Raw genomic sequence first — 18,372 nt, 5'->3', positions numbered from 1 at the left:
CCTGTATTACATACGTATTAAACGTGCAGCACTTTGCTACACACGCAGAATGATTTAGAATTGGACTAATGAGTCTAATTTTGAATAAATATAAACCAATCAAACTAGACTGTCTAGTTTGATTTGAGGTGATAATGGAAATAACGACCCTGAGCCGTTCAGAACAAAAACGACAGCAGATTATTAAAGCTGCAACCACATTATTTATGGATAAAGGCTTTCCTAATACCAGCATGGATCAAATTGCTAAATTGGCTGAGGTTTCTAAACAAACTGTTTATAGCCACTTTAAAGATAAAAATAACTTGTTTGTTGAAACAATAACGGCACATTGTTCATCGTCTAATTTACGAAAAGAACAATTTGACGTCGGACAAAGTGTTGAATCGAATCTTTTACGAGTAGTGACTAATTTTATTGCTTTAGTCTTTTCGCCAGAAGCGCTGAGAGTGTACGACACATGTGTTGCACATAAAGATGAATACCCAGAGTTAGGTGTGTTCTTCTATGAAGCTGCACCAAAAATGGTGCTACAGCAAGTTGAAACCTGCTTGCAGTGTATGGCGCAAGAGGGCTTGCTCAATATTGAAAATTCAACATTTGCTACTTTACAGTTATTAGGCATGACACAAGGGGATTGGAAAATGCGCCATGCTTTAGGCCAGGCTAAAGAAGGAGAGTTACCACCTGATACGTATATTCAAGACTGCGTATCACGTTTTATTAAAGCATATAGTTAGATGTCTGAAGCAAGTACCCTAATAACACCTTACTTTAAAAGAGAGGTGTTATTAGGGGGAGCTTTTTAGGGTTGCATTACAAACTCCGTGCCGCGATTAAATAGCCCAAAGATTGCGAATATCAATTTTAAAAGCTCAATGGGCTCTGTTGCATAATTATACTCAGAGCCTTTAAATGGTTCGTTTAAGTTCTGAAAAAATCAACTGTTTCATTCATTCCTCTTGCTTGTTCTGCCATTGATTCACCGGCAGCGGCAGCCTCCTCAACAAGTGCTGCGTTTTGTTGCGTCATTTCATCCATTTGAGTAACGGCTGAGTTTATTTGTCGTATACCATCAGATTGATGTCTCGCTGATTCTGCAAGCTCTTGCATCATATCGCGGACTTTAGCATTGGATTCGACTATTTCGCGTAATGTATCACCCGAACGATTGACCAGCTCGGTGCCTTCGGCAACTTTGACCTGACTATCACGAATGAGATCTTTAATACCTTTTGCTGCACTAGATGAACGTTGTGCTAAGTTTCTTACCTCACCAGCGACGACTGCAAACCCTCGACCTTGTTCACCCGCTCTTGCGGCTTCTACGGCGGCATTCAATGCTAGTAAGTTTGTTTGAAAGGCTATTTCGTCAATCACAGAAATAATCTCGGCAATTTTTTTACTTGAGTCGTTTATTTCGCGCATCGCACTAACTGCTTGGCTAACAATATTGCCGCCTGATTCCGCTCGTTCTTTTGCTTCTTGGGCGAGATCGTTAGCCTCCTCTGAACGGACCGCACTTTGTTGCACTATTTCAGTTATTTCGTCCATGCTTGCAGAAGTTTGTTCCAAACTGCTTGCTTGCTCTTCAGTACGTTGACTTAAATCAGCATTACCTTGAGCTATCTCGTTAGCACCTTGAGAAATACTGCTAGCAGCAGAACGAATACCAAAAATAATTTCGGTTAATTTATCTGCTGTTGCATTGGTATCTTCTTTTAATTGACCAAACGTACCAGCGTACTCATTGGTTATACGTTTTGATAAATCCCCTTGTGCCATTGCACCAAGCATTAAGGTTACATCGTTAACAGAAACTTCTACGGTCTCTACGAGTAAGTTTAATCCGGTACTCAGTTTTTCAAAAAATCCTGATTTACCCTGAATATCTATTTTTTTACTTAAATCGCCGTGCGATGCAGCATGAACTATTGTGTCTATCTCTTTTTCTATATTTACTTCAGCAGTCCTATCAACCCACTCAAGGACGGTGCCAATGCGATGATTATCAACAAAAATAGGATTTGCCGTGAGTGCAAAGACACTGTTACCTATATGCTCTGTGCTACGGTATGTACTTGTTAGTGCCTCAAAGGTGTGTTTTTGTTGCTCTGGTTCAAGATAAAACTGTTCAATACTTAAGGTAAAGAGGTTTTGTGCATCAAAATTGTTTATGTGAGTTTTAAGATCTGCTTCAACATTATTAAACATTGTTTTTAATTCGTTATTGGCATAGATAATATTCAGATCAGGATCTGCGATCATGACATTACCAGATACACTATCTAGGGCGTATTTAACCCGTGCATTTTCAGATGCGATACGTGTTTTTTCTTGTTCTTGTGCAAGCCATTGTGTTTTGTCTTCCCACTCAATAACGGTACCTACGCGTTCATCATTAACATTTACAGGGCTCGCCACAATACTAAAAGTATGACCCGCAATAATAAGCTCTGTTTTAATACTACTTTGTTGATCATCAAACTGGTTTAGTAAATCACTGAAGTGCGAAAAGTGAGTATCGAGTTTTGCGCCTAAAACTGCCTGTACAGTGAAGTCTGAAACCACAGATTGGATTGCATTTTCAGCCTCTGCAAACATGGTTTTTATAGCGTCATTTAGATAAATCACATTGTATGATTTGTCGGTGATCATTACTCGGCCGGATGAGCCATCTAAGGCATATTTTACACGGGCATTTTCAGATGCTATACGTGTTTTTTCTTGTTCTTGTGTGAGCCAATCTGTTTTATCTTCCCATTCAAAAACGGTCCCAACACGCTGGTTATCAACGATCACAGGGCTTGCAACCAAAATAAAAGTACGGCCACCGATAACAAATTGGCCATTAAAAACATTCGTTAAGTGATTGATATCGTTTTGTATAGTTTTAAAATAATCAAACTGGGTCGCCAGTGGAGTATTGATGATTTGCTTTGCATTAAAGCCAGGTGACTCTGTGCGGATGTCTTTCTCGATATTACTAAACATCGTATTTATGGCATCATTCATATAAATGACATTATGATCTTTATCAGTAATCATCACGCTTGAACTGGCGTTATCGAGCGCATTTTTAATGCGCGCATTAACTTGTGCAATACGACGTTCTTGCATTTCTTTGTCACGACCGATTTTTAAGTTATCTCGCATTGATAACATTGATTTGAACACTCCCTCGGGTTTGTGTTCGTCGTATTCTTGGTCTAGATCACCTTTAGCAATAGCCAGTGCAATGTGCTCAAGCTCAGTAGGATCTTTGCCAAGTTGCTTCATAACGACTTTCGTTAAGAAAAACACAATAACAGCACTGAGCGCTAAAGCGGCACTAAAGAAGATTACAATTTGATTGATTGCATTTTCGTTTTTAGTTTTTAACTGTGGGCCAAGTTGATCTTGGTCACGCTTAACTGAGAGCTTTAGATCATCAACCAAGCTTGCAAATTTAGGCCCTATCACATCAAGGGTATTGGTTACTTTATCGTTTCTATCATTAATAATATTAACGGTTTGCTCAAAAGCATCTAAATAGCTATTTCGATTATCATTTACTTTATTGATCAAGGATTGGCTATTGCCAGCAGCAGAGGCCGTTTGAAGTTGTGCAATTTGAGTATCGAATGCTGAAAATTCTTGACGTACACGTTGCGCAGCGCTTTCTTCATTGCTTTCTAGAAATTTAATAACGTAAAGTCTACCAAGTAACAAGTTGCGCATTGCCAGCCCAGCCAAATGTGCGACTTGAATATTGTTACTATTTGAAGCGCTTAACATTAAATCGGTGAGATCTTTCTCCATTTGTGGGCCGAGGGTATTGAGTTGTTCATTAACCAATATGTTTCGTTCAACTCTGTATTGTTTAATTACGTCAAAAGTTGCGTTGTAGGTATTTATTTCTAAGCTCAACTCTGAAACCATTTCAGCTCTTTGGGGGTTATTAATTTCGGTTTTGGCCTTTTTGAGTAGGGCATCAACATCATTAAAATATTGTGTGTATTGTTCAATATCTTTGTTACTGCCGGTGAGCAAAAAATCTTTTACGTTCATACGCACCATAAGCATATTTGATTGTAAAATTCCGGCAAGATTACTATCTCGTGCTAGTTCGCGATAATCTTTAAAACCATCAGAGGCGGACTTTAATGCGAAAAAGGAGGTTAAACCGATAATGGCAAGAATGATCATCACTGCAGAAAAAGCACCGATCAATTTGGCACGTAACGAGGTTAATAGATTAAATGAGGAGCGTGTTGAGGCCATACTATTCCCTTATACCCTGTAGTTAAGTTAGCTAAAAAACTAATGTCACACAGAGTATAGGCAATAAAATGAAATAGTATGAAGAAAAAGGGACATCAAATAAACCCACCATTTAATATCAGTGGGTCATAATGTATTAGGGCAAGATAAATTCATCAATTGATTGTTTTGTTAATTTACCAATTTGCATAAATGTAAAAATAATCGCGCCAATAAGCATAACCATAGTTGGCAGTACAATGACGGGGTAGCTCAACCATGTCATACGGCCTAGTTCTTCTGCGTAAGCGGTAGTGCCAGCGGGGCTCACTACAATCGCTTTTGCTAAAAAGTAGTTTAACGTTGCAGATAAAAAGAACGCACACGCTACAATGAATCCAGCCAAGCGCATTTTAGCATTGAACACAGCCGTATTATTATGTTGCTCTAATACACTTGCCAATTTTTCTGTATCAAGAATATCTGGGTTGATCAAAAGTTTACGTATTAAAGGGTAAGGAGTGTATTGGCTGATCAGTACAATCACGCCAATAATAGCCGGCACCATTGCTTCTTTAATCGCAATATAAGATGGATCTAACTTCAATAAGCTGATGCCGCCCGTTAGTAATACGCTAATGATGCCCAATACTGAGAAAAAGTTAACTTTCCCAGATTGCTTAAGCTCCCATAAACCAAATAGTATTGGAAATGCCAGTGCGACCACGACAGCCCACACTGGACCGAGCGTGTCAGCAGTGCTAAAGCGACTTAAAATAATCGCAGGTAAAATAATATTAAAAATGATATTGCTAAAAAAATTATTTTTTTTTGTTTTTGTGGTCATTTAGGTACTTGTCCTTAACATCAATTGAGCAAAGTATACCAACTATCTCTTTACTGCGTCACTACTCGCGGTGAGGTATCTATAAAATTAGTATCTTCAGTACCAGTACCAGTACCAGTACCAGTATCAGTATCAGAATTAAATAAATAGTTGTTAAAGCTTATTTTCTTACTACATTTTAACTGTGTAATGAAAAAGTAATAAACATGGAATACGTTATTATGAACAGTATTAAATCAAAGCTTATGTTGACTGTTATTGGGGCATTTATTGCAATTGTGTTTGGTGCTCTATTCGCATTGTCAGTTGTAAAGGGGGTGGCTAAGGATTTAGATGATTTAATAAATCAAGAGTTACAGTCACGCCAGCAAGTTAGCCAAGTATTGATCGAGTTTAAATCGCAAGTTCAAGAGTGGAAAAATATCCTCATTCGTGGCTTTGATGAACCTCAATATGACAAATACCTGACGCGATTTAAAGCGCGAGAAAAAGACATCGTACGTTTAACCGATAGTTTGATAAACACATCTCACTTACCTGCAGCGATGATTAAACAGTTACAAACGTTTAAAAGCGAGCATGCCAAACTGGGTAAGCAATATATGATAGGGCTTGAGCAATTTCAACAAGCCGATTTTAATACGCAAGCAGGTGATAGAGCAGTAAAAGGGATTGATAGGGCATCGGCTATGCTGCTAGAGGAGCTAAACAATAGTATTGATGAGTTAGTGAGTGAAAAAACTGAACAGCTCATTATTAAAAAAGAAAAATTTATTACGCAAAGTACAATCGCTTTAATCGTTTTGGCATTTTTTATTATCGTTATTATGACTATTTACGTGCAAAAATTGATTATTAGTCCAATTTTAAGTGCTTCACATATTGCTGAACAAATTGCAAAAGGCAATTTTTCAAATACTATTTTGGTTAGTAGTCATGACGAAATAGGTAAATTACTTATTAATTTAAATACGATGCAGTCAAATCTTGATGACATGCAATGTGATTTAAAGCTAAAAGTTGAACAACAACGAGAGCAGGCTCAAGAAAATGGTCGTATAAAGCAAGCATTGGATAACGCCACGTCACCTGTCATGCTAGCAACTAAAAGTGGTCAAATAATATATGCTAACCAACAATGCCACGCGTTATTTACAACCTACGAAGACATCATAGGATATAAAGACGTATTAGAAGTGGCAACGATTGATAAGCTATTTATTAACCAAACGCAACTTTCCACATTACAACAAGCGCACTCTGAGCAAGTGTGCTGCGAGGTTACATTTGCTCATATTGTATTTAATATTATCGCTAACCCTGTGATTGATGAAAGTGGTAAAACATCAGGCATAGTTTATGAATTAACAGATTTAACTCAGCAACGACAAGCTGAGTCACACATAGACAGTATCATTAAAGCTGCGGTAGCAGGAAAGCTTGGATCTCGCTTAAGTACAGTTGGTTACACGGGGTTTATGTTGACGCTTGCTGATGGTATTAATCAGATGTTAGATGCAATTGTTAGCCCCATTCATCAAACCCGTGATTATCTAAATCAGATAGCAAAAGGGGATATACCAACCGTAATAACCGGACAATATAATGGCGAATTTTTAGAAATAAAACAGAGTCTTGAGACATCAACCAAAGCAATCATACAGTTAATAGACGATACAAATATGCTGGTGGCGGCTGCATCACACGGGCAGCTTTCAAAGCGCGCCGAAGAAACGCATCACCAAGGTGATTTTAAAAAAATAATACATGGTTTTAACTCAACACTGGATTCAATTATTGAACCTGTACAGTTAACAACAAAGTACCTTGATAGTATTTCAATTGGAGTGCTACCCACTGATTTAAGTACTAATTATCGAGGGGATTTTTTACAAATAAAACACAGCCTTGCAACGAGTATTGAAGCTATACACAATATGGTGCAAGACAGTACACAATTAGCAAATGCTGCAAGTTTAGGTGATATAGACTGTAGAGCTGAAGAAAGTAAGCACTCAGGAGAGTTTCTCGTTATTGTCAAAGGTATTAATAGAACACTCGATGCAATATCAGCCCCATTAAACGAATGTATAGCGGTTATGCACGCTGTTTCTGAAGGTAATTTAACAAAGCAAGTGCAAGGTAATTATGAGGGACAATTTGAGCTGCTTAAGCAATCAGTAAATATCAGTGTAAGTAACTTATCTCAAATGGTCTCTTTAATAACGGCAACCGCAGATACAATTACAAACTCTTCGCATAATATTCGTTCAGGTATGAGTGATTTAAATATTCGTACAGAATCTCAAGCTGCTTCCATCGAAGAAACAACCTCTTCTATGAGTGAGATCACAGAAACAGTACAAATTAATACTCAAAATGCACATAAAGCAAATGAGCTCGCCGTTTTAACTGATAGTCAAGCCCAACAAGGCGGAAAACTTGTCACCAGTACCGTCGATGCGATGCAAGAAATAAGTAAAAGCTCTGCTGAGATATCAAATATTATCGAGGTGATCAACGAAATTGCTTTTCAAACAAATTTATTAGCACTTAACGCCGCTGTTGAAGCTGCACGTGCAGGGGAGAAAGGGCGCGGCTTTGCTGTTGTAGCTGCTGAGGTAAGGCATTTAGCACAGCGAAGTGCGGACGCATCCAAAAATATAGCAATTCTTTTAAATGATAGTTCAGATAAAGTAAGACATGGCATGGAGTTAGCGTCACAATCAGGAAAAACATTAGTCAGTATTGTTGCCAGTATTAAAGATTTAGCTGCTTTGATGCATGATATTGCGACAGCAAGTAGTGAGCAATCAAGTGGGATTGCTCAAATTAACAGTGCAGTAAAACAAATGGATAGCATAATACAAATGAACAGCGGGTTAGTTGATAACGCTAATGCGTCAAGTAACAGCTTGTCTCAAGATGCTGAAGAATTGAAGAAACTTATGTATCAATTTACGGTTTAATCGTCGCTTAGTGTCGTGATATGTGAGAGTTTTAACGCACGGATCACAACGTTTTTATTTGGCTTATTTTAGTATGATTCAATACAATCAGGCAGCTATAACACTATGCTTCCACTTGGACGACGATCCACTTATCAATATAAAGCTATGAATAGAATGCTTTTTAGGCAAAATGAACTTTAAAAAGGTAAAACTTAATGTATGTTGCGCTATTATTAAAAAATAACTAGATTTGATGTAGACTTAGAGAACATTAAAATTTAATAATTCTTTATTTGGCGCTATTAGGGCGTGTTGACCTTTCGTGATTGATTTTGCAGCAGTATGTTTGGTATTTAGGCAAGGCAGCGCCTATGCAGTGTGGTTGTTCCCCATAAATAGGCGATAACGCAGTATAAATGTCAAACATGCGCTGCCCAAAGGGTTCTTCCTAGGGGCGATTGACTCTTTGTTGCTCGGTTTTTACTTAGCCCGCTAGGTTACAAACCTCGCGCCGCGATTAAATCGCCCCTAGATTGAACAAATTTCAATCCACAAAGGTCAACACGCCCTAAAGGAATAAATAACTTTACGTTTTAATAGTCAATACATATTGGTGTGTGAGTAACCTTGAAGAAAATTAAAAATAAGGAATTTTCGATTGAATTTTCTTAGACGTTTCCATGATATCGTATCTGATCAGAGTAAAAACTTTGATGAAAAAATACATAAGTTACTTATATTTGGGTTAGATGTTTTTAACTTAGATATTGCGATTATTAGTGAAATTGAGAATAGCACGTATAAAGTGCTGTATGTGATCACACCCGATGATTCTTTAACACCAGAGACTGTTTTTGATCTAGATGGCACTTATTGCGTACATACATTAACAGCTGATGCGGCGCTTACCTTCCACAAAGCTTCAACAAGCAGCATTGCAAATCATCCCTGTTATTTAAACTTTCAACTTGAATCGTATATTGGTGCGCCAATTAAAGTTGGCGCTAAAGTATTTGGTACTGTCAACTTTTCTTCTCCTAATGCTTCAATGCCTTTTACTCAAGAAGCGCATGACTATGTTGAGTTATTTGCGCAGTGGCTTGGCTGCGAATTTGCACGAAAGATAGCCAATGAACAGTTATTAAAAAACAATAACACACTGTTGAAACTAGAGAATGTGGCAAATATTGGTTCTTGGGAAGTTGATTTAGTTAAAGACAAAATTATCTGGAGTGAACAAACTCGCCGTATTCATGAGGTGCCTGATTTATATGTACCAGAGTTAGACTCCGCGATAGCGTTTTTTAAAGTGGGTAACAGCCGTGAAAGCATTAGCCAAGCTGTGGAGTCCGCAATTGAAAATGGTGATAAATGGCATCTGGAGCTCGAACTAACTACAGCAAATAATAAGGAGATATGGGTTTCAACATTTGGAGAGGCTGAATTTACAAATGGTTGTTGTATAAGGTTGTTCGGCACCTTACAAGATATTACCGAATCAGTCATGCTTCGCGAAGAGCTAAAGAATAAAAAAGCCGAAGCTGAGCGAATGTTAGAAGACAGAAGTATGCTACTTGCAAAAATAAGCCACGAATTGAGAACGCCACTTAATGGCATTACAGGCATGCTTACAACGCTTTTAGATGAGCATCGTGAAGAGAAAAGAGTTGAAAAGCTCAAAGTAGCACTGAGAAGCGCCGATATATTACTCAGTATAATTAATGAGGTTCTTGATTTTTCAAAAATAAATCATGGAGAGCTGAAGCTTGAGCCAAACCATTTTTTATTAAAAACGATATTTGTAGATCTTGGGTCGTTGTACATTCCTTTATTTAAAGATAATAAAGTCAATTTTCAAACATGCATAACAATTCCTGATGATTGCTGGGCTTATTGTGACAATGCGAGACTAAGCCAAATTGTTTCAAACTTATTAAGTAATTCTTTAAAATTTACTGAAAAAGGCGAAGTGAAATTTAGTGCTGATGTTAGCGACCTAGATGACAAGTATGCATTGCATATAGAGATAAGTGATACTGGTAGAGGGATGACAAAACCTTTTCTGGATTCGTTATTTTCACCTTTTACTCAAGAAGTTGATGCAAAAAGAAGTAAAGGCGGTACGGGATTAGGATTAGCAATTGTTAAAGAACTCATTGATTACATGAATGGGACTATCAGTGTAAATAGCGAATTTAATAGTGGCACTACGTTTATTATTGATATTCCACTTGCTGTCGGAGAAGCCCAAATTGAGAGTAATCAACGTTTGAATGTTGATATAGACGCTACCAATCTATCCGTCTTGGTTGTTGATGATAACCAAATAAACAGGTTTGTACTCGATGCATCTTTAGAAAAATTAGCTATTAAGGCTGATTTTGCGGTGGACGGGGAAGATGCAATTTTAAAATGCAAGCAAAGGAAATATGATCTTATTTTTATGGATTGTGTGATGCCACAGCTTGATGGTTTAGAAGCCACTAAAATTTTGCGCGCTGACAATATTTGTAACCACGAAAGTACCTTAATTGTGGCTTTGACAGCAAATACGTCGTCAACAGATAAAGTCGCTTGTAAAGAAGCAGGTATGGATATGTTTATCTCAAAACCATTTAAATTGCACTCTATTGAAGATGCTGTTGTGACCGCTATAGCAAAGCTAAATTAATTGCCTAGGGTGTTTTTACCTTTGTGGATTGAAAAATATTAATACTGAAAAGTGATTAGGCCTTAACGCATTGGTTTATATAGAAAGAAAAATACAATACCACCACACGTAAAATTGAGAACATAATATGTTTATAGGGAAATTATCAGAAAAATCAGGTGTTAGCGTTAAAACAATTCGTTTTTATGAAGAAATAGCACTCATAAAACGCCCACAAAGAAGCGGTAAATACCGTGTTTATGATGATAGCTACATTGAAATATTAACGATGATTAAGTTGGCTAAAACCTACGGCTTTACTTTAAAAGAGTTAACGGCGCTCGCCACAGAAAAAGCACAGCATGGGCTTATTCCTATTGATCTTTTACGAAATGAAATCGATAAAAAACGAGAGATCCATATTAAGCATATCCAAGAAATTGAGTTAAAACTGGTTGGTTTGACTGACTTGGAAGCTCGCGTAGCCCGTTATAACCAATGTTTATTAGAGGACTCTTAAAAAGCCGTTGACTCTCCCCTATAGAGGAGACTTTAGAATTTCACCTTAATCAAAAAAGGTGAATGAATATGAAAATAGCTTTTGTAAGTGGTGCCACCTCAGGAATCGGTTTGGCTTTCGCTAAAGAACTATCAGCTCTGGGATATAGTCTTATTTTACATGGCAGAAGTGCAGATAAATTAACGTCAATAGCGCGCATATTACCGAGTGTACGCTTAACACTTGTTGCTGATCTTGCTAATGACAATGATGTAAAAGCAATGCTTGAGGAGCTAGAAAAACAAAAACTTGTCATTGATATAGCGATTAATAATGCAGGCTTTGGCTTATATGGTAAACACTTAGCGCTTAAAGTGAGTGATATTAACGCCATGATAGCTGTAAATATATCTGCGTTAACAACCCTTACACACTATTTTGCCGAACATATGACGCAACATGGCCGTGGACATATACTCAATGTTGCGTCCACGGGAGCTTATCAGCCGCAGGCTTATATGGCAGCGTATTGTGCAACAAAAGCGTATGTAGCCAGTTTTAGTGAAGCAATAGCGCTGGAAGTACGTGCTGATAATGTCACTGTTACGTGTTTATCTCCAGGGAGGACTGATACTAACTTTTTTGTTTTTGATGGTGCAGATACTTCAAAAAATAATAAAGGCACATTTAGCGCTAAGTATCGAATTAGCGCAAATAAAGTAGCGAAGCTGGGGTTAAAGGCATTATTTAAAGGTAAAATCAGGGAAATTCCATTATTTGAAAATAAATTCTATGTATTCCTCAACCGAATACTCCCAAGGAGTGTTGTGCTAAAAATATATGAGAATGCGATGAAAAGTATTTAGCGGGATATTGTCCTTAGGCTGATAAGTTTAAGGGCGATCACTTTTTAAGCTGCGTGTAATAAATTGAGTTTTTTGTTTTTAAGCTCAACGCAGTTAAATTAAAGGATGTTGTTAGATTGCACTTCGAGGTGTAAATAAACAAGTCTCTTTTTACTAATTGAACGTGGTAAAATTATTATAAATGTGAAGTACATTAATGTGCGGCGCTTTAGCTGTAATAAAAATAATAAAAGGCGACAGCTTATGAAAGCAAAAGAAATAGTTGAATTAGAATTATCAAGTACCGAAACGAGGGAGATCGTAACACCGTTTGCGTTTAAAATTGATCAGGCATTGCTGGGTTTACCTTTGGCAAGCCCTACGCGTAGAGCTGTGGCAATAATTATTGATGTGGCGCTTATATTCTTAGCGGCTAAACTCAGCGCTGCATTAATTGCATTTGTTGCTGCAATGGCTTTTTATAAAGGAACTGCAGGTAAATATCTACCGAATATGTCTTCATTTTGGCACAGAGTATTAAAGATACTCGCAGCAAGCGCATTGTTTACTTGTTCATTGGTATTGCTCTCGGAGGGGATTGACTACGTTGAAGGAGATAGAGTTGTTAATAAGGTGAATAAAGATCAAGACATAGTTTTAAAGTCAGGTGAAAAACAACAAGTTTTGAATTATTTAGAGCAGACCGAAAATGAAAAAAATTGTGATTTTTTGTGTCAACAAAGCGCACTTGAGCAATTAATAGCAGATGTTCCTAAATTACAAGAAATCGCAGAGCAAGAGTACACTGTTATTACGCGAGTTGTATTATGGGCTATGGTTGAAAGACCTGCTAAAGAGCTCGATAAAGAAATTAAAACACCGCCTGTACTGACTTCGCAAAAAACTCAGTCATCAACAAGCATTTTGCAATGGGGTAAAGGAATAATTGAAGATTTAGGATTAGGTTTTGGGTGGGCGGCTGTTTATTTTACGTTATTTTCCTTGTTATGGAGAGGGCAAACCCCCGGTAAAAAGCTATGTAATATTCGAGTTGTCGCACTTAATGGAGACTACCTAAGTTTATGGGATTCATTTGGCCGTTATGGCGGATATGGAGCTGGTTTTGCAACTGGGCTTTTGGGCTTTTTACAAATTTTTTGGGATCCAAACAGGCAAGCCATTCAAGATAAAATATCTGCAACAGTAGTTATTAGAGGTGACTTAAATCAACAAGTTAATGTTGAAACGATAACTAAAATAGTCAGTGATTAATATATATACCTCAACAAGCACTCACCTTGGGAGTATTTGAGTAGGGTTAAGTGGTCGTCATTGATGTCAGTGAGTTGTGTGGGCTATTGTGTTAGGTTGTATTTTAAGGGACGTTTAGCAGGCTTTTAATCGCTATTATTTTTATAGGACAGTAAATGAAATACTTCGCATTATTATTGATCCGCTTTTATCAAAAAAGAATTTCTCCTTATAAAGGGTTTCGGTGTGCGCATGCCGCTCTTCATCAAGGAGTATCATGTTCTGAAGCGGTTAAACACATTATTGAAGAGCATGGCGTGTTTTGTGGTTACCGTTTGGTCAAAATGCGATTCACCGACTGTAAAGGTGCTTATCAACAACTGCATGAAAATGAAGCAAATAAATCTAAGAAAAACGATAAACCTAAAAAAAACGATAAAGATAAATGCAGCGTTGATTGCTGCGATCCAACACTCGGTACATCGAGCTGCATACCAAAAAAAGGGTGTGATTTGCCTAGCTCAGCCTGTGATTGCTCATTGTTTTAATTTAAACAATGAGCGTTTGATTTGCTGTTATTTTAAATAGGCCTCAAGCGCTGCTTTTAAATGAATTTGCATTTCATCCCTGTGGTACTTTCTGACAGAGTAACTTTGTTCAAGGTGAATAAAACGCTTTGAAGATGCGACAGAGCTTGAAGAGCAAGTATTACTTGAACCGTTAGTATAACGTGCCTGTACATTCCACGTACCACCTAAGCTTTTTGTATCATTACCGTAAACACAGGCTTTAATTTTACCCTCTTTTTCAACGTTTCTTTTTAGCTCATGTAGCAGGCTATGTTCATTCTCAGCGGTCGCGTATCTGACACTTTCGCTCAAATTAAGCATCAGTGGATTATCGGTATTACATTGATTTTGCAACTTGGCTAGCGTGGTTTTACCAAAGCCGTGATATTGAATAAATACTGAACTGTCATCGTAATCAGATATGTACTTGTGCGCAATATTAAAGAAAGAATCTGTTTGATGCGCCACATCGCTTGCTTGGTATTTACCATTTGTACAAGTACTTAATGTGTGGCTGCTGTCTCTTCGGGTGCCAGCAAGCATTAATAACTTTGCTTGAGTGTATAAAAATGCATCGATTGATTGAGTGCCAGTAAATGTATCTCTTTTAGGATGAGGTGCCTGCAAGGTGGCATTGAGCCCATCTGGATTGTACACAAAAGTACCGCCGCCTTTGAAGTCAGGGCTAGGTAGCTGTGCTATTTCTTGTAGTAAGTAATATTTTTTATCGGTTTTCGTATCTTTAAACTCTATAACCCGATAGCCGATGTCTTTTGCTAACTCACTTGCAAGTGGATAATTTTGTGCAAAAAATGACTTGAAAACAGCATAAAATATTTCTTGTTCTTTTGCATCGGGCATTGCCCAGCGGTTATCCGCTTTAGCGCCATAGTTAGTTGCTTTTAAATGCCGAGACAACTCGCCAGACATTAACGTTGTCGCTTTACTTGGAAGGCTCATGCAGCATACCAGTAGTAATACAAATTTGCTTAATAGATTAAAAGTAAATGGTGTGTGTAAGCTATATGCACTTTTAGAACGGTTATTAAGAATCATGTATTGTCCAACAAGTTGCCTAATTTTAATTAGGTATAAGTAAATACTGCGTCAAACCAAATCCTTTATGATTGTATGTGTGTATATTGATGCAATTAAAGTATGGTATTTATAGCAGTAAACCCTCCACTATTGCTAGTTATTAATTTAAAAATACGCCGTTTTAACTAGGTTGTTTTTACAGTGAAATGCCTATTATATTTACGTAACATGAATGGTTTCATTAACTTAGTTAACTGGTCTGAACAGGTGTTGATTACTTGCTAATAAAGCCCTTTTCAAAAGGCAAAGCGGACTTGAGTTAAACCTTTTGGTATAACGTATTGAGGTTAACGTTTAAAAAGAGGGATTATTAAGGTTGAGGTTTTTGGTGGTTTTATGAGCCTCATTACGTTAATGTGCTATTTATAAACAAGGAGTTATCGTGATTGAAATTAAAGATCTGTGCTTTAGTCGCACTGATGGTAGTAACAAGCAGCGTATTATAAATAACCTTAATTTATCGATTGATAATTCGCAACAGCTGGCGTTACTTGGGGATAGTGGCTCGGGTAAAACAACCTTATTACATATCTTAGCGGGTTTAATTAAGGCGCACAGCGGGGTCGTTAGTGTTAATGGGCATCTTCTATCATCGATGAACGAGCACGAGCTGACCTTGTATAGGCGAAAAATCGGCTTAATATTTCAGCATTATCAACTTCTTGAGTGCTTAAATGTGAAGCAAAATATTTTATTTCAGCATAAACTTAATTTTCCACATCAAGATGTTGAAGGGTTTGATACTTTAGTTAATGAGTTAGGTTTAGATGGTAAACTTGACTCTTTAGTGCACCAGCTATCTGGTGGAGAGCAACAACGAGTCGGCATTGCAAGAGCGCTGCTTAACAAACCGCAAATAATTTTAGCCGATGAACCCACTGGCAACTTAGATCAAACACGCTCACATCAAGTTGTTAAGTTACTCACCCAGTTATGCCGCAGGAGAAAAATCAACTTAGTTATGGTAACTCACTCTGAAGAATTAACGAGCTACTTTGATGAAGTAAAAGTACTAAGAGATGGTTGCTTTGTATAACGAAATAAAGCTTATTTTAGCCACCCATATTGCGTTTTATCGTCGTCACCCATGGTTAATAGCCTTGTTTTTTATAGGCTTTAGTTTAGGGAGTGCACTATTAACCGCAATCGCAGGGCTAAACCAAGAAGCAAAAAACCGCTATGATAATTCCTCTGCACTTATTAATAATCCTGTTTCACATCTAATTAAGCCACTGGCAGGCAAGGTATATATTAACGGGAATATATGGCTTAAGCTTCGTCAAAAAGGGATTACAACCGCACAGCCAGTACTACGAGGTAGGATAGCAACAAGTGAAGGCACATTAGGGATTCAAGGTGTTGATACGTTATTGTGGTTAAACAGCAAACCATATCAACAAACAGAGATTAGCAGCGGGCAGGCTGGTGGGCCTTTTGCATTATCATCGCTACTTGTTGATTCCCAATTTAAAGATCGTCTTACGACCACAACAGGTGAACGTCTTCCTTTTATATTCCAAAATGAGCGCCACCAACCAAATATATATTTTGCCGATGATATTGGTTTATGGGCAATTACAGATCTTGCGAACGCCGATTATTTATTAGATGCCAAAGGGCAGCTTAGTTTTATTGAATTATCGAATTTAACGCAGCAGCAACAAGCGCAAATACAGTTGTTAATTGCAGGGCGCGCTGAGCTTATAGATGTGCAACAACAAGAGTTTGATATTTTATCGCAGGCATTCTTTTTTAATTTAACGGCCCTGGCGATGCTTGGCTATATTGTGGCGGCTTTTTTAAGTTTTAACGCGATAAAGCTGACGTTATCTGCACGAAGAAAATTACTCCAGCAGTTACATTTATTAGGCTGTAGCACGCGAGGTATTCAAATTAGCTTACTGATCGAGCTAATGGCTTTGAGTTTATTTACAGCTTTACTTGGTACCGCGGGTGGATATGTTATAGCCAATGCACTTGTGCTTGATATTAACAGCACCTTAGTTGGCTTGTATCAGCTGGATAAAGCACTAGTGATTAATTGGCAGTGGTTTAATGTGCTTTTGGGTTTTTCACTAAATATCATAGGCTTGGTTGTTATATTATTAGCGCAAGCAAAACAGATAACAGTGAAAGGCGAGCGGCTTTTTTATACTTTATTAGTGTGTACGTGCGTGGTGTTGATTTGGTTATTAAATTACGCGAGCACTGAACTACAAGCCTTACTCGTGTGTTTTACTATTCTTGTTTTGTTTATATTAATGGTTCCCAAAGTATTATCTGCTCTTGCATGTTTACCAATTCATATACGCAACCCATTAGCTCAGTGGCTACATTGTGATACCCGCTATTACTTAAAAGATTTACATATTGCAGTTGTTGCTATTTTAGTCGCACTCGGTAGCGCTATTGGCATGCAAATTATGGTAAAAAGCTTTAGTAATACTTTAAACGCCCATCTTGAAAAACAACTCAGCGCAGACATTTATTTACGTTCAACATCACTTGATAGCACATTAAGGGACACGTTGAGTAGCGAGTCAGGCGTTAAATTGCTGAGTATTTACATGCAAAGTGAGGGCAACGTTGATCAAATTCCTGCTAAGTTGGCAAGTTTTGGTGAAGGTTCTCAGCACTATCAGCATATTTCACTGACCTCAGCAAAGCTCGTAACTGAGGATGACTTTAGTAATGAGGGCTGTTTAGCCAATGAGCAAAGTAAAATTAAGTTTGGTTTTTCGTTGGGTAATAAGGTTGTATTTAAGCAAAACGCTACACGTTTCACCTGTCGCATAACGGGCTTTTTCTATGATTATGGTAATCCTGCTATTTCTTTATTAACGCAAGAGAAAAGACACAAGAGTACGGCGTTAAACAGTGACTATTTTGGCTATTCAATTCGGTTAAAAGTCGGCACCACCGTTGCGGCGTTTAGTGAACGTTTAATTGAAGATTTTAACCAAGATAGTACACAGATTTTAGATAACAAGCAGTTTAAGCGCTATGCCAAAACATTATTTGAAGACACGTTTGTTGTCACTAAGGCACTCAATAGTTTTATTTTAGCGATTGCATTATTAAGCTTATGTACCAGCTTATTAAGTTTAAGCACTAATCAGTTAAAACAGCTTACTATTTTACGGCATTTGGGCGTTACAAAATACCAGTTACTTGGTATGAAACTTCTGCAAACTAGTGGGGTCGTGCTTGTTACAACTCTATTTGCGATCCCATTAGGGTTTGCTCTTGGGTATGCTTTACTGGCATTTGTCATGCCGATAGCCTTTGGGTGGACGATTCATTTTAGCGTTGATTTTATGCATTTATTATTGACCTGTTTAACGCTTGTAGGCGTATCAGTTGTATGTGCTTACTTACCTATTCGACGAATAATAAAACAAGAATCGCAGGAGCACTAAG

The 18,372-nt window shown here is 37.7% G+C and carries 12 protein-coding genes; 9 read left to right on the top strand and 3 right to left on the bottom strand.

The window, feature by feature from the left end; genetic code table 11:
* The first annotated feature begins 134 nt into the window (after positions 1-134).
* Positions 135-740: a TetR/AcrR family transcriptional regulator gene (locus tag ACJJVX_RS01730; protein ID WP_054205055.1), complete on the top strand. Its 606-nt coding sequence runs from the start codon at positions 135-137 to the stop codon at positions 738-740.
* Between the two features lie 184 nt (positions 741-924).
* Here the strand turns inward: ACJJVX_RS01730 and ACJJVX_RS01725 are convergent, their stop codons facing one another.
* Together ACJJVX_RS01725 and ACJJVX_RS01720 are read right to left on the bottom strand one after the other, a co-directional pair.
* A complete protein-coding gene (locus ACJJVX_RS01725; RefSeq protein ID WP_054453954.1) occupies positions 925-4,263 on the bottom strand; it encodes a methyl-accepting chemotaxis protein in 3,339 nt (1,112 codons plus the stop codon).
* 136 nt (positions 4,264-4,399) lie between these two features.
* Complete coding sequence (locus ACJJVX_RS01720; protein ID WP_054205053.1) at positions 4,400-5,089, bottom strand: VC0807 family protein; 690 nt, start codon at positions 5,087-5,089, stop codon at positions 4,400-4,402.
* A gap of 221 nt (positions 5,090-5,310) precedes the next feature.
* On the opposite strand from ACJJVX_RS01720, the gene ACJJVX_RS01715 reads away from it, so the two are divergent.
* The 6 genes from ACJJVX_RS01715 (at position 5,311) to yidD (ending at position 13,833) form a co-directional block, all read left to right on the top strand.
* Complete coding sequence (locus tag ACJJVX_RS01715; protein ID WP_405629761.1) at positions 5,311-8,058, top strand: methyl-accepting chemotaxis protein; 2,748 nt, start codon at positions 5,311-5,313, stop codon at positions 8,056-8,058.
* A 640-nt stretch (positions 8,059-8,698) separates the two neighbouring features.
* Complete coding sequence (locus ACJJVX_RS01710) at positions 8,699-10,711, top strand: ATP-binding protein (RefSeq protein ID WP_054205051.1); 2,013 nt, start codon at positions 8,699-8,701, stop codon at positions 10,709-10,711.
* A gap of 127 nt (positions 10,712-10,838) precedes the next feature.
* Positions 10,839-11,210 (top strand): MerR family transcriptional regulator, encoded by a 372-nt coding sequence (locus ACJJVX_RS01705; RefSeq protein ID WP_054205050.1) that lies wholly within the window; start codon positions 10,839-10,841, stop codon positions 11,208-11,210.
* 68 nt (positions 11,211-11,278) lie between these two features.
* Positions 11,279-12,055: an SDR family NAD(P)-dependent oxidoreductase gene (locus ACJJVX_RS01700; RefSeq protein WP_405629758.1), complete on the top strand. Its 777-nt coding sequence runs from the start codon at positions 11,279-11,281 to the stop codon at positions 12,053-12,055.
* A gap of 243 nt (positions 12,056-12,298) precedes the next feature.
* Positions 12,299-13,306 carry an RDD family protein gene (locus ACJJVX_RS01695; protein WP_405629757.1) on the top strand — a complete coding sequence of 336 codons (1,008 nt, stop codon included), beginning with the start codon at positions 12,299-12,301 and terminating at the stop codon, positions 13,304-13,306.
* 155 nt (positions 13,307-13,461) lie between these two features.
* Positions 13,462-13,833, top strand: a complete 372-nt coding sequence (yidD, locus tag ACJJVX_RS01690) for a membrane protein insertion efficiency factor YidD (protein WP_054205047.1) — start codon at positions 13,462-13,464, stop codon at positions 13,831-13,833.
* A 27-nt stretch (positions 13,834-13,860) separates the two neighbouring features.
* On the opposite strand, the gene ACJJVX_RS01685 is transcribed toward yidD, so the two are convergent.
* Entirely contained in the window at positions 13,861-14,814 is a 954-nt protein-coding gene (locus ACJJVX_RS01685; RefSeq protein WP_152960599.1) for a hypothetical protein, read from the bottom strand.
* A 520-nt stretch (positions 14,815-15,334) separates the two neighbouring features.
* Between ACJJVX_RS01685 and ACJJVX_RS01680 the strand changes: the two genes are divergently transcribed.
* A complete protein-coding gene (locus ACJJVX_RS01680) occupies positions 15,335-15,988 on the top strand; it encodes an ABC transporter ATP-binding protein (RefSeq protein WP_054453960.1) in 654 nt (217 codons plus the stop codon).
* Positions 15,972-18,371: an FtsX-like permease family protein gene (locus ACJJVX_RS01675; protein ID WP_405629753.1), complete on the top strand. Its 2,400-nt coding sequence runs from the start codon at positions 15,972-15,974 to the stop codon at positions 18,369-18,371. The genes ACJJVX_RS01680 and ACJJVX_RS01675 overlap by 17 nt, the downstream gene beginning before the upstream one ends.
* The last annotated feature ends 1 nt before the right edge of the window (position 18,372 follow it).

The sequence above is a fragment of the Pseudoalteromonas sp. Ld20 genome, from assembly GCF_045064175.1.
GTDB classification, from domain to species: Bacteria; Pseudomonadota; Gammaproteobacteria; order Enterobacterales; family Alteromonadaceae; genus Pseudoalteromonas; species Pseudoalteromonas neustonica.
Note: the sequence above shows the minus strand (reverse complement) of the source record. Positions and strands in the feature narration are given on the sequence as shown.

Bases quoted from the DNA above. Each gene is read 5' to 3' on its own strand.
- ACJJVX_RS01705 (WP_054205050.1), top strand. From the start codon at position 10,839: ATGTTTATAGGGAAATTATCAGAAAAATCAGGTGTTAGCGTTAAAACA.
- yidD (WP_054205047.1), top strand. From the start codon at position 13,462: ATGAAATACTTCGCATTATTATTGATCCGCTTTTATCAAAAAAGAATT.
- ACJJVX_RS01675 (WP_405629753.1), top strand. From the start codon at position 15,972: ATGGTTGCTTTGTATAACGAAATAAAGCTTATTTTAGCCACCCATATT.
- ACJJVX_RS01725 (WP_054453954.1), bottom strand. From the start codon at position 4,263: ATGGCCTCAACACGCTCCTCATTTAATCTATTAACCTCGTTACGTGCC.
- ACJJVX_RS01730 (WP_054205055.1), top strand. From the start codon at position 135: ATGGAAATAACGACCCTGAGCCGTTCAGAACAAAAACGACAGCAGATT.
- ACJJVX_RS01695 (WP_405629757.1), top strand. From the start codon at position 12,299: ATGAAAGCAAAAGAAATAGTTGAATTAGAATTATCAAGTACCGAAACG.
- ACJJVX_RS01720 (WP_054205053.1), bottom strand. From the start codon at position 5,089: ATGACCACAAAAACAAAAAAAAATAATTTTTTTAGCAATATCATTTTT.
- ACJJVX_RS01685 (WP_152960599.1), bottom strand. From the start codon at position 14,814: ATGAGCCTTCCAAGTAAAGCGACAACGTTAATGTCTGGCGAGTTGTCT.
- ACJJVX_RS01700 (WP_405629758.1), top strand. From the start codon at position 11,279: ATGAAAATAGCTTTTGTAAGTGGTGCCACCTCAGGAATCGGTTTGGCT.
- ACJJVX_RS01715 (WP_405629761.1), top strand. From the start codon at position 5,311: ATGAACAGTATTAAATCAAAGCTTATGTTGACTGTTATTGGGGCATTT.